A 12,288-nucleotide genomic window follows, 5' to 3' on the forward strand; every position below is an offset into this window, starting at 1 on the left:
TGGTAAAGAACAAGCCGACAGCACAACTGACCATGTATAACCACACCATGTGTAAGACATTAAAAATAAGTGGTTAAAAAAAGGACAACGCAAAAAATCGATGACATTTATCGACAAACTAGATGAATAAATTAGCAACCTCTTATTTGTTATTCTTATCAATAGGTTGATATGCCAGAGTAAAAAAACAGAAGAAAAACGCCTTAAAATTATTCACCGATTCATTGATTGAAATCAAAATATAAGATCATGAAATTTAAGAGATTCACTTTGAATGACAAACGCCTCTTGTAGCACACCAAAAGCCAGAAAAATGGGCAAAATTTACTCAGAAATTTAATGAGGGGGTTTAAGGTCTCATTAAAAATATACTCAAACCATCTCAAGGTGCAGGATTCAGAGCTCTATCTTCTGTTTCAGTTCAAGGAAAAGAACACAGTGGAATGACGAGTCCTTTCCAAGTTCTTTGACGATGAAATGGGACAGAAGATGAGCTCCCAAGGGCGAGTTTGCTTGGTTTTCATGCTGCGTTACCAATTCTTGATTTAGAGCCACTAGATCTGCAAATTGGTGCCTTGCCTGAAAACCAAGCCCCCAATCTATGGATAAGAAGCCGCTGAACCTAGCATCTTGAGGTGGTTTGAGTATATATATTTGATATGGTTACTGGGTATGGAACAAAACCAATTTGAGAAACGCAGCATGCAGACACTAGCAGGAAAGAAAATACTTTTAGGGATTAGCGGCGGAATTGCTGCGTATAAATGTGCCGAACTCACTCGTAGGCTCATCGAACGAGGCGCTGAAGTGCAAGTCGTTATGACGAATGCAGCCAAAGAGTTCATCACCCCGCTGACGATGCAAGCCGTATCCGGTCGACCTGTATCAGACAGCTTACTCGATCCCGCCGCTGAAGCTTCTATGGGGCACATTGAACTCGCCAAATGGGCAGATTTAGTGCTGCTTGCTCCTGCAACCGCTGATCTGATCGCACGTATGGCATCGGGGTTGGGCAATGATTTATTAACGACACTCGTTCTGGCAACGGATGCCCCCATCGCCGTTTCTCCTGCTATGAATCAGCAAATGTATGCCAACCTAGCGACACAAGAAAACATCCAGACATTAAGCCGCCGAGGAATGGAAATTTGGGGTCCCGCTTCCGGTGAGCAAGCTTGTGGGGACGTAGGAAAAGGTCGAATGCTCGAACCGATGCAGTTGGTTCACCTATGTGAAGATTTTTTCACCCCTTCGGTGCTATCGGGTCAATCCGTGGTGATTACCGCAGGTCCCACTCGCGAAGCCATCGACCCGGTTCGCTATATATCGAATCACAGCTCGGGAAAAATGGGGTTTGCCATTGCCAGTGCAGCGGCGAAATTAGGCGCTAACGTCACGTTAATCAGCGGCCCCGTCGCGTTACCCACGCCTATTGGTGTGAATCGAATTGATGTCGACAGCGCTACAGAAATGCACCAAGCTGCCTTGGATCAAGCTGTAAAACATAATGTCTTCATTGGATGCGCTGCGGTCGCTGACTATCGACCTGAAACCATTGCCGATCAGAAAATTAAGAAAACAGACGACAGCGATGCCATGACGATTCGGATGGTCAAAAACCCAGACATCATAGCCTCCGTTGCCGAACTTAAAGAGGATCGTCCCTTTACTGTCGGTTTTGCGGCTGAAACACAAGATGTCGAAACCTATGCGCGGAGCAAACTCGCCAAAAAGAATTTGGACATGATTTGTGCCAACGATGTGTCCATTCAAGGGCTTGGCTTTAATAGCGACAGCAATGCTCTGCATTTATTCTGGAAAGAAGGGGATAAAATCTTGCCTATCGCCAGTAAAGTCGAGCTGGGCAAAGCCTTAATGGAAGAAATCGCTGCGCAGATGACGCCGAACAAATAACAATTTCTCTTCGATAAACAGCGCTCTTGCTGAGCGCTGCAAACAACAAATTCTTTTATTCCTTGAAAATCACGAGTGTATCTCTAGCCTCTTTAGCTGGCTGGCGCTAAAATGCTGGCTTGTAAATTTTCTGCCAAAATTAAGGAATGGACTGAATGACCGGCAATCGAAAATCAAATCGTCGTGAAGAAATCCTACAGGCACTGGCTGAAATGCTGGAGTCCACCGATGGAGCCTCTCGCATTACGACAGCCAAACTTGCCAAACAAGTAGGTGTTTCCGAAGCCGCGCTATATCGCCATTTCCCTAGTAAAGCTCGCATGTTCGAGGGCTTAATCGAATTCATTGAAGACGCGCTGATGTCTCGCATCAACCGGATTCTGGATGAAGAAAAAGACACGCTTCAGCGTATTCGACTGGTTATGCAGCTCATTCTCGCGTTTTCAGAACGCAACCCTGGCCTTTCACGTATCCTGTCTGGGCATGCGTTGATGTTTGAAAACGAGCGTTTACGTGAGCGAATCAACCAACTGTTTGAACGCATCGAAACCCAACTACGCCAGATCCTGCGTGAACGTAAGCTTCGAGAAGGCAAGTCCTTCCCTGTCGATGAAAGCATTTTGGCAACCCAATTACTTGGTCAAGTAGAAGGCAGTTTAAATCGATTTGTCCGTTCCGATTTCAAATACCAGCCAACCGATAATTTTGAGGAGTACTGGGCACTGCTCAGTGCGCAGATTCAGTAATCCATGAAAAAGTTTGAAACGGCAAGATTTCACACAGGATTACTTCATCCTCGTTTCTGGTTGGTATGGTTTGGATTTGGCTTGTTAGCGCTGATCGTAACGCTTTTCCCTTACCCACTCTTAAAGAAGATGGGTAGAGGCTTGGGTAAAGCTGTAGCACCACTCATTAAAAAACGCGCCAAAATCATTCGCAAGAATTTGGAAATTTGCTTTCCAGACATGGAAGAGTCCGAAAAGCAACGCATCACAGATGAAGTCTACAAAAACTCCGGTCTTGCACTGATAGAAACTGGCATTGCGTGGTTTTGGCCCAACTGGCGCTTCAAACGCATCATTAATTTTAAAAACGATCAGCATATCCTAGACCTAGAAGCACAAGGCAAAGGGGTATTGGTTGTTTGTACTCACATGCTAAACCTTGAGATTACCGCTCGCGCTTTCAGTCAATTTGCATCAGGTTATGGGGTATATCGCCCTCACGAAAACCCAGTGGTCGACTTTATTCAGAATTGGGGACGAACTCGATTTGGGCATCAAATGGTCGATAGAGAGGACGTTCGGGGCATGGTCCGCGTTCTAAAATCGGGCGGGCGATTGTGGTATCTACCGGATCAGGATTATGGCAGCCAAAACTCCGTCTATGTCCCTTTCTTTGAATACGAAAAAGCGTGCACCCCATCTGGCACCGGATTTTTAGTCGATATGGGTAAATGTGCTGTTATTACGGCATCAAGCTTGCGAAGTGGGAATCAGTATTGCTTAGAAATAGACAGCGATATCAGTGCTCAATTCCCAAGAAGAGATGCTGAAGGTGCGGCGATCGTCATGAACAAAGCCATAGAGAAAGTGATCACCCGAGGCATGGATCAGTACATGTGGATGCACCGTCGATTTAAAACCATGCACGATGGCAGTGAACGTGGGCACCTTTATAACGACTGATCTATAGGTTTTTGATAGCCGAGTATTATTGACGCAAGAGTATTCGAAACAAAAAAGACAGCCTAGGCTGTCTTTTTTAACATTTGTACTTTAACTCTATCGCTAAGTTAAATTCCGAATTCTGCGCGGTACGCTTTTACAGCTTCAAGGTGTTCTGAATTCCCACCTTTCTCTTCGAGGTAAGAGATAAGATCCGTCAAGCTCACAATCGAAATAACAGCACAACCAAAGTCGCGCTCCACTTCCTGAATGGCAGACAATTCACCTTTGCCTTTCTCTTGGCGGTCAATCGCCACTAGAACACCCGCTAAGTCCGCGCCATTCGCTTTAATGATTTCCATCGACTCACGAATCGCTGTGCCCGCTGTAATTACATCATCCACCAGCATAATACGTCCTTCTAGCGGACTGCCGACTAGGTTGCCACCTTCACCATGGTTTTTTGCTTCTTTACGGTTAAAGCAGTATGGCGTATCCACATCGTGGTGATCGGCCAATGCAACAGCTGTCGTTGTTGCAATTGGAATGCCTTTATACGCTGGGCCAAACAACACATCGTAATCAATACCAGAGTCAGCCAAAGCAGCCGCATAAAAACGCCCTAGTCTCGCCAAATCACGACCGGTATTGAACAAGCCAGCGTTAAAGAAGTAAGGGCTCTTACGACCAGATTTTAAAGTAAATTCGCCAAACTTAAGCACTTCTTTCTCTAGTGCAAACTCAATAAAATCACGCTGGTATGCTTTCATTAATTTTCTCTCTATTTTCTTAGTGTGTTTCGTCGCCTACTCCATCAATGACTCTCCGGTTGATGAGAAACATAAACAGAGTAGACAAAAAAATAGCCCCTCAGTGAGGAGCTATTCATTTAATCAGTTTTCTAACGCTTTCTTCTGTGTTTCTACAATGGAATTGATGCCGGTTTTCGCTAGCGCCAGCAACTCCAATAATTCTTCGTGGCTAAACGGTTCACCTTCTGCGGTGCCCTGCACTTCAATCATACGACCGTCTTCCGTCATGACAACGTTCATGTCGGTCTCTGCTGCTGAGTCTTCAACATACTCAAGGTCGCATAGCGCTTTTCCTTCAACGATACCAACAGAAACAGCAGCAACGTGTCCTTTCATTGGGTTCGCTTTTAGCTTACCTTGCTCTACCAAGTGCTGGAACGCATCAGCCATCGCAACGCTTGCACCAGAAATCGATGCCGTACGTGTACCGCCGTCTGCTTGGATAACATCACAGTCAACAGTCACCATGACTTCACCCATGGCTTCTAAATCAACGACTGCACGTAAGCTGCGAGCAATCAGTCGCTGGATTTCCATTGTACGACCGCCTTGCTTACCACTCGCGGCTTCACGGCGATTACGAGTGTGAGTTGCACGTGGCAACATACCGTATTCCGCTGTTACCCAGCCTCTGCCTTGACCTTTCAGCCAACGCGGCACATTTTCTTCCACACTGGCGTTACACAACACCTTAGTATTGCCAAACTCGACAAGCACGGAGCCTTCTGCATACGCAGTATAGTTACGAGTAATTTTGATTGGGCGAACTTGTTCCGCGGTGCGATCGTCTGGACGCATGGATAAATACCTTTCATGGGGAGGCGAATCTGGTTGGAGGCAAAGTATATAGGAATTCACTCGTGCTGCCTAGCCATGGCGACTATCTACATCGCGGCAAACCACCGGAGATCTCGTACCTCGCTCGGTGATTATGCTACTATACCGCTCATTCAAAATTTTCATCTCCGCGAGCAAAGGACAATTCAATGATCTACAGCATGACTGCTTATGCACGAAAAGAAATTAAAGGTGACTGGGGCAGCGCAGTTTGGGAGATTCGCTCCGTCAATCAACGCTATTTAGAAACCTACTTTCGTTTGCCAGAGCAATTCCGTGGTCTTGAACCTATCCTTCGTGAGCGCTTTCGCAAGAAACTGGCACGCGGAAAAGTAGAATGTCACCTGCGTTTTGAAGCGAACCCAGCAGCAAAAGGTGAAATCACCATCAATCAAGATTTGGCGCAGCAAGTGATCAATGCCGCCAATCAAGTGATGTCGATGACCGGTGAAGATAGCCGCATCAATCCATTCCAAGTCATGAACTGGCCAGGCGTAATGGAAACCCCTGAACAAGACATGGATGCCATCAACAAAGACCTATTAGGTGCCTTTGATGAAGGGCTAAAAGACTTTATTGACGCTCGTGGCCGTGAAGGCGAAAACATGAAAGCTCTGATTGAGCAGCGTTTGTCTTCCATCACCGAGCAAGTAGTCAAGGTACGTGCCCGCATGCCAGAAATTCTAGAATGGCAACGCGAACGCCTACTCACCAAGTTTGAAGAGGCCAAGATCGAGCTAGAAGGTTCACGCGTGGAACAAGAGCTGATTCTTTTGGCTCAAAAATCCGATGTCGCTGAAGAATTGGATCGCTTGGACTCACACGTAAAAGAAGCCAACAACATCCTTAAGAAGGGTGGCGCATGTGGTCGTAAGCTCGACTTCATGATGCAAGAGTTCAACCGCGAGTCGAACACGCTGGCATCCAAATCCATCAGCACAGACATCACCGCATCTGGCGTAGAACTGAAAGTTCTAATCGAGCAAATGCGTGAGCAGATCCAAAACATCGAATAATCGTCTATTTTAAGGCAAGCATCGCTTGCCTTTTTCTTGCGTCAATATCTGCTTTACCCGAGTTCACAATGATAAGAAACATACTAAGACTGTTTTTCACCTTCTTGCTGACGGCTTTTTCAAGCAAGGTGATTTTCCTTTTCGCTGCTACCTCTATTCCTCTGAGCCTATTCAGCGCGGATGGTATTATTAGCCTGCTTTACGGGCTGAGATTCGATGCCACCATAGCGGCATTATTGACGGCACCCGCGGCATTGGTGTTACTGGTTCTGAATTTTCTTCGATTCGACATGCGATGGGCGATTCGTCTTTGGGCGAGTTTGGCTGTTTTATGGATCATTGGTGCCACGGCGTCCGACACCATTTACGCTGAAGATGCGCGTAAGCACGTCACCTTTGAACTCTTTACGGCTTCTGGTTTAGTCGATTCCGTACTGATAACGGCTTTCACCGTATACTACCCGCTGGTGATTTTAGGTCTCGTCCTTAGTGCCGTCTCTGTCTTCATTATCTGGAAAAGCAGCTGGACGAACATGGCGACGAGCCGCTTAACCCTCGGTAAATACACACTGGCGACGCTGGCTTACCTCGTACTCACCGTCACCTTTATTCGTGGTGGTTGGTTCGATGCGCCTCAGTCACCGATGAGTGCATATAAAATTGGTCACAATGACAAAGCGTATATAGCGTGGAGCGCGCCTTACAGCGTGACTTATTATCTTGCAAACGGGAAGAACAAAGCCGTTTCTCGCATTACAGCCAGCCCTGAACCTTCTGTTCATGAAGTATTTAACGCCGCACTCAATCAAGAAATCGCTTCCAACATTAGTGACTTCAAAAAAGCCAATGTGGTCTTCGTTTTGTTGGAAAGCTGGGCATCGGTAGATATGAATAGCCCTAACCCAGAACATCACTCCACCCCGTTCTTTGATGCACTGCGTGCCAAATCGCTGACATCGGATGCCATGTATGCCGATGGATACCGTACAGTCCAAGGTATTTTTGCCAGCATGTGCAGCTACCCTAACCCTAACGGTGGCATTGTAGCGGGCACACACTTACAAAATAGCCAATACAAATGTTTACCCCACATGCTACGTGAGCAAGGGTGGGACACGCGTTTCGTTCAAGGCAGTGGCAAAGGCATCGTTGGAGCGTTTGCTCAATCCCTTGGATTTACAGAATCCTACGGTAAAGAAGATTTTGACTTTGAAGCGCCGCACAATGAGTGGGGTTTTCAAGACGACAGTATCTATCGCTTCTCGATGGACAGAATCAACGAGATGCAGAACAGCAACTCTGACAAGCCCTTCTTTATTGCCATCAACACAGGCACCACGCACGGTTCATTACTTCCATCCGAAGATGATTTTACGTTCGGAAAGTCCACCATGCCTGAACTGCGTCGTAGTACCATGAATTATGCCGACAAAGCATTAGAAGCCTTTATTACTGAACTGCATGACACCGTAAAAGAGCCAACATTGGTCGTGCTGATGTCGGATCACACCGCCAAGATTGTAGAGCCTAACCTAGCGAAAAATTCGATTCCGTTTTTGATTTACGCCACCGACGGCAGCGTACCCGCCATTCACCACAATGCCGCCACATCTCAGCGCGATGTTGGAAGCACCATTCTAGATTGGTTGGGTGGCTACGCGCCTTGGTTTACAGGGCAGTCCCTGCTCAATGAACATTACGCAGGGCAGTCTAGTTTCTCTGATGGAAGCCTGTTCTTTTGGGTAGACGGCAAGCGCATGGTAACTATCGATTCTAGCAATAACAGCTTGCAACAGTGTTTCCATATAAAAGATGACACCATAAGGCTGAAGCGAGCAGACTGTAATGAGTCTTGGGTAGCACCACTGTTTGAACAAGGTCGCGACTTCAATGCGCTCACCCAAGAATTGCTGTTTAACGGCGAGACGACTCAGTATCGAGACATATTCAGCAAAACCCACTAGTTCAACCAAATCCACTAGGGCGAAACAGAAGCATTGAGGTTATTGAACAAAAAATGCTATCCTTTCGCCCCATTTTTTAGGCATCTCACCCTGCAGTGCGTTACACTCGCATTCAGGTAACTAGGGTAAAAGTAAGCGGATTATTCATGGGTAAAGGTACTTTATACATCGTTTCAGCACCAAGCGGTGCAGGTAAATCAAGCCTGATTTCAGCGCTATTGGAAAAAAATCCAACTTACGCTATGAAAGTATCAGTATCCCACACCACTCGTGGAATGCGCCCTGGAGAAGAAGACGGCATACACTATCACTTTGTTAGCAAAGATAAATTTGAAGAATTGATTGAACAAAAATCGTTTCTTGAATACGCAGAAGTGTTTGGTAACTACTACGGTACGTCTCGCCCTTGGATTGAAGAGAACCTAGATAAAGGCATTGATGTGTTCCTCGACATTGATTGGCAAGGCGCTCGTCAAATACGCGAGCAGATGCCTCTGGCTAAGAGCATTTTCATTCTTCCGCCATCAAAAGAAGAACTGGAACGCCGCCTTAATGCACGAGGCCAAGACAGCGAAGCTGTGATTGCCAAGCGCATGAATGAAGCACAATCTGAGATATCCCATTACAATGAGTATGATTACGTCATTGTAAACGATGATTTCGACACCGCGGTGCTCGATTTCAAGTCTATTCTTCGTGCAGAACGCCTGAAGGAAGACAAACAAGCCGCTAAATACAGCAGCATGTTAACAGCGCTATTGGCCGATTGAGCCTTTAGACTGTATAATTTCTCGTCATATTAAATTTTTAGTTAAATATTGGAGTCCTCATGGCACGCGTAACTGTACAAGACGCTGTTGAAAAAATTGGTAACCGTTTTGACTTGGTTCTGATTGCGGCACGCCGCGCTCGTCAAATGCAAACTGGCGGTAAAGATTCACTAGTGCCTGAAGAAAACGATAAGCCATCGGTTATCGCTCTTCGCGAGATCGAAGAAGGTCTTATCACTAAAGAGGTACTGGATGCTCGCGAGCGTCAAGAGCAGCAAGAACAAGAAGCAGCAGAACTGGCGGCAGTAAGCAGTATCGCTCACAACCGTTAATAGTAACTAAATAGTTCATAGTAACTGTTTAGTTCACAGTAACTTTCTAAAGCATTTCGGGCCTGTAATTTGTATCTTTTTGAAAGCCTAAAAGAAGTTGCCCAAGAATATCTGACAGAGCCTCAACTTGAGGCTCTGAGTCGATCTTATGTGGTAGCAAGAGACGCCCATGAAGGGCAAACCCGTTCCACTGGCGAACCGTACATTATCCACCCTGTCGCTGTCGCTCGTATCCTCGCAGAAATGCGCCTCGATAATGAAACCTTGATGGCAGCTTTGCTGCACGACGTTATCGAAGATACCGAGGTCACCAAAGAAGAATTGGAAGAGCAGTTTGGAGCTACGGTCGCTGAATTGGTCGATGGGGTATCTAAGCTGGATAAGCTTAAGTTCCGCGATCGAAAAGAAGCACAAGCCGAAAACTTCCGCAAAATGGTGCTTGCCATGGTTCAGGATATTCGCGTTATCCTGATCAAATTGGCAGACCGTACGCACAACATGCGTACACTGGGCGCACTTCGTCCCGATAAAAAGCGCCGTATTGCTCGTGAAACGCTGGAAATTTATGCACCACTGGCTCACCGTTTAGGTATTCACAACATCAAAGTTGAGCTTGAAGAGCTAGGCTTTGAGGCTTTATACCCCAATCGATATCGCGTCTTAAAAGAAGTGGTGAAAGCCGCGCGCGGTAACCGAAAAGAAATCATTCAGCGTATCCACAACGAGATTTCCGGTCGATTGGAAGAAATGGGACTCAACGCCCGCGTATTTGGGCGCGAAAAAAACCTGTTCTCCATCTATAACAAGATGCGCACCAAAGAACAGCGTTTCCATACTATTATGGATATCTACGCGTTCCGTGTCGTCGTTGATTCTGCCGACATGTGTTATCGCGTTCTTGGTCAGGTCCACAGCTTGTACAAGCCGCGTCCTGGCAAAATGAAAGACTATATCGCTGTTCCAAAAGCCAATGGATACCAGTCTTTGCATACCTCGATGGTAGGTCCTCACGGCGTGCCGGTTGAAGTGCAGATTCGTACCGAAGACATGGATCAAATGGCGGACAAAGGTGTCGCAGCACACTGGTCTTACAAATCCAATGGCGATAAGTCTGGCACCACCGCACAAGTGAAAGCGCAGCGCTGGATGCAAAGCCTGTTAGAGCTGCAGCAAAGTGCGGGTAACTCTTTCGAATTCATTGAAAACGTAAAATCCGATCTGTTCCCAGATGAAATTTACGTGTTCACACCAAAAGGTCGAATTGTTGAAATGCCTGTGGGCGCGACTGCTGTCGATTTCGCGTATGCCGTGCATACCGATGTGGGCAACATGTGTGTTGGCGCGCGGGTTGATCGCCAACCTTACCCGTTGAGCAAATCTCTGAAAAATGGTCAAACCATTGAAATCATCAGTGCACCGGGGGCACGCCCGAACGCCGCGTGGCTCAACTATGTAGTGACCTCTCGTGCTCGCACCAAGATCCGTCAGGTTCTGAAAACCATGCGTCGTGAAGAGTCGATTACCTTAGGCCGTCGATTACTGAATCACGCATTAGGTGAACATTCGATTTCCGACATCAATCAAGACAACATCGATCATGTTTTGGCTGAGCTAAAAGTCGAATCGCTGGATGATTTGCTGGCTGCCATCGGCCTTGGCGAATTGATGAGTATTGTGATTGCACGCCGCTTGTTAGGCGATGTGGATGAACTGACCGAAACGAGTGACTCGAAAAGCAATAAGAAGAAGCTTCCTATCCGCGGTGCGGAAGGTATTTTGCTGACGTTTGCTAATTGCTGCCACCCAATTCCAGATGATCACATTATTGCCCACGTCTCTCCAGGTCGAGGATTAGTGGTTCACCGTGAAACGTGTCCAAACGTACGCGGATACCAAAAAGAACCGGATAAGTACATGGCGGTAGAATGGTCGAACGATTACGATCAAGAGTTCATTACTGAACTTCAGATCGACATGCAAAACCACCAAGGTGCGCTGGCTGCGTTAACCAACGTGATTTCGCAAACGGGTTCGAACATCCACGGTATTTCGACCGAAGAGAAAGACGGTCGCCTGTACACCATTACCGTGCTGTTAACCGCGAAAGACCGTGTGAATCTAGCTGGCATTATGAAGCGCATTCGCGTTATGCCTCAGGCAACAAAAGTTCGCCGACGCAAACACTGATCATCTAAAAAACGAGTTTGAACATTAAACACTAACACTCAAAGGTCTCTTATCTTCTGGTAAGAGACCTTTTTCAGAGCGACATATGAATTTAGAACGCTACCATCGAATCCACACCGTACTTAAGGCACGCCAGCCTGATCTAACTTTATGTCTTGAAGAAGTCCATAAGCCAAACAACGTCTCTGCCATTATCCGCAGTGCCGATGCGGCGGGTGTCCATAAAATACACGCGGTGTGGCCAGATCCTAAAATGCGAACCTTAAGCCACACTTCGGCGGGTGCGAGAAATTGGGTAGAAGTGGATACGCATGAATCGATAGATGACGCCGTAGGCGAGCTAAAAGGCCAAGGCATGCAAATACTCGCAACAAATTTGTCGGACACAGCAGTCGATTTTCGTGACATCGACTACACCAAACCCACGGCCGTGATCTTAGGTGGCGAAAAACACGGAATCACTCCCCATGCTCTGTCTATGGCCGATCAAGACATCATCATTCCCATGGTTGGAATGGTGCAATCGTTGAATGTTTCAGTTGCCAGCGCGTTGATCTTATTTGAAGCGCAAAGACAGCGCCAAATTGCTGGTATGTACGAACGAAATGAGTCGGCATTGCCTGCCGAGTACATTCATCGAATTCTGTTTGAACGCGGGCATCCCGTTCTCGCAAAAGTCGCCAAGCGCAAAGGCTTACCTTACCCACCCTTGGATGAAGTTGGTCAAATCGTGGCAGACGAGAACTGGTGGGCAGAAATGCAAAGAAAGTAGCACCGCTACTTTCTTTT

At 46.8% G+C, this 12,288-nt stretch carries 11 protein-coding genes; 9 read left to right on the forward strand and 2 right to left on the reverse strand.

Annotated elements, in window-relative coordinates; translation table 11 throughout:
- The first annotated feature begins 702 nt into the window (after window positions 1-702).
- The 3 genes from coaBC to lpxL all read left to right on the forward strand — a co-directional run bounded on the left by coaBC (window position 703) and on the right by lpxL (window position 3,602).
- Entirely contained in the window at window positions 703-1,914 is a 1,212-nt protein-coding gene (gene coaBC, locus LDO37_RS17510) for a bifunctional phosphopantothenoylcysteine decarboxylase/phosphopantothenate--cysteine ligase CoaBC (RefSeq protein WP_126606609.1), read from the forward strand.
- Between the two features lie 155 nt (window positions 1,915-2,069).
- Entirely contained in the window at window positions 2,070-2,660 is a 591-nt protein-coding gene (gene slmA / locus LDO37_RS17515) for a nucleoid occlusion factor SlmA (RefSeq protein ID WP_101111463.1), read from the forward strand.
- 3 nt (window positions 2,661-2,663) lie between these two features.
- Window positions 2,664-3,602: an LpxL/LpxP family Kdo(2)-lipid IV(A) lauroyl/palmitoleoyl acyltransferase gene (gene lpxL / locus LDO37_RS17520; protein ID WP_126606601.1), complete on the forward strand. Its 939-nt coding sequence runs from the start codon at window positions 2,664-2,666 to the stop codon at window positions 3,600-3,602.
- 107 nt (window positions 3,603-3,709) lie between these two features.
- On the opposite strand, the gene pyrE is transcribed toward lpxL, so the two are convergent.
- Both pyrE and rph read right to left on the reverse strand, forming a co-directional pair.
- Window positions 3,710-4,351, reverse strand: coding sequence for an orotate phosphoribosyltransferase (pyrE, locus tag LDO37_RS17525; RefSeq protein WP_101111465.1), 642 nt, complete (start codon window positions 4,349-4,351; stop codon window positions 3,710-3,712).
- 123 nt (window positions 4,352-4,474) lie between these two features.
- The gene (gene rph / locus LDO37_RS17530) at window positions 4,475-5,191 is read right to left on the reverse strand and encodes a ribonuclease PH (protein ID WP_101111466.1); all 717 of its coding nucleotides are present in this window, start codon (window positions 5,189-5,191) and stop codon (window positions 4,475-4,477) included.
- A gap of 188 nt (window positions 5,192-5,379) precedes the next feature.
- On the opposite strand from rph, the gene LDO37_RS17535 reads away from it, so the two are divergent.
- From LDO37_RS17535 to trmH, 6 genes are all read left to right on the forward strand, one after another.
- Window positions 5,380-6,246 carry a YicC/YloC family endoribonuclease gene (locus tag LDO37_RS17535; RefSeq protein WP_101111467.1) on the forward strand — a complete coding sequence of 289 codons (867 nt, stop codon included), beginning with the start codon at window positions 5,380-5,382 and terminating at the stop codon, window positions 6,244-6,246.
- 68 nt (window positions 6,247-6,314) lie between these two features.
- Window positions 6,315-8,210 carry an LTA synthase family protein gene (locus LDO37_RS17540; RefSeq protein WP_185829726.1) on the forward strand — a complete coding sequence of 632 codons (1,896 nt, stop codon included), beginning with the start codon at window positions 6,315-6,317 and terminating at the stop codon, window positions 8,208-8,210.
- Between the two features lie 146 nt (window positions 8,211-8,356).
- Window positions 8,357-8,980, forward strand: coding sequence for a guanylate kinase (gene gmk, locus LDO37_RS17545; RefSeq protein ID WP_101111468.1), 624 nt, complete (start codon window positions 8,357-8,359; stop codon window positions 8,978-8,980).
- A gap of 59 nt (window positions 8,981-9,039) precedes the next feature.
- Entirely contained in the window at window positions 9,040-9,312 is a 273-nt protein-coding gene (gene rpoZ / locus LDO37_RS17550; RefSeq protein WP_101111469.1) for a DNA-directed RNA polymerase subunit omega, read from the forward strand.
- 69 nt (window positions 9,313-9,381) lie between these two features.
- Complete coding sequence (spoT, locus tag LDO37_RS17555; RefSeq protein WP_126606602.1) at window positions 9,382-11,499, forward strand: bifunctional GTP diphosphokinase/guanosine-3',5'-bis pyrophosphate 3'-pyrophosphohydrolase; 2,118 nt, start codon at window positions 9,382-9,384, stop codon at window positions 11,497-11,499.
- A gap of 85 nt (window positions 11,500-11,584) precedes the next feature.
- Window positions 11,585-12,271 (forward strand): tRNA (guanosine(18)-2'-O)-methyltransferase TrmH, encoded by a 687-nt coding sequence (gene trmH / locus LDO37_RS17560; RefSeq protein ID WP_126606603.1) that lies wholly within the window; start codon window positions 11,585-11,587, stop codon window positions 12,269-12,271.
- Window positions 12,272-12,288: the final 17 nt, after the last annotated feature.

Source organism: Vibrio penaeicida (assembly GCF_019977755.1).
Classification (GTDB): Bacteria; Pseudomonadota; Gammaproteobacteria; order Enterobacterales; family Vibrionaceae; genus Vibrio; species Vibrio penaeicida.

Bases quoted from the DNA above. Each gene is read 5' to 3' on its own strand.
- coaBC (WP_126606609.1), top strand. From the start codon at position 703: ATGCAGACACTAGCAGGAAAGAAAATACTTTTAGGGATTAGCGGCGGA.
- slmA (WP_101111463.1), top strand. From the start codon at position 2,070: ATGACCGGCAATCGAAAATCAAATCGTCGTGAAGAAATCCTACAGGCA.
- lpxL (WP_126606601.1), top strand. From the start codon at position 2,664: ATGAAAAAGTTTGAAACGGCAAGATTTCACACAGGATTACTTCATCCT.
- pyrE (WP_101111465.1), bottom strand. From the start codon at position 4,351: ATGAAAGCATACCAGCGTGATTTTATTGAGTTTGCACTAGAGAAAGAA.
- rph (WP_101111466.1), bottom strand. From the start codon at position 5,191: ATGCGTCCAGACGATCGCACCGCGGAACAAGTTCGCCCAATCAAAATT.
- LDO37_RS17535 (WP_101111467.1), top strand. From the start codon at position 5,380: ATGATCTACAGCATGACTGCTTATGCACGAAAAGAAATTAAAGGTGAC.
- LDO37_RS17540 (WP_185829726.1), top strand. From the start codon at position 6,315: ATGATAAGAAACATACTAAGACTGTTTTTCACCTTCTTGCTGACGGCT.
- gmk (WP_101111468.1), top strand. From the start codon at position 8,357: ATGGGTAAAGGTACTTTATACATCGTTTCAGCACCAAGCGGTGCAGGT.
- rpoZ (WP_101111469.1), top strand. From the start codon at position 9,040: ATGGCACGCGTAACTGTACAAGACGCTGTTGAAAAAATTGGTAACCGT.
- trmH (WP_126606603.1), top strand. From the start codon at position 11,585: ATGAATTTAGAACGCTACCATCGAATCCACACCGTACTTAAGGCACGC.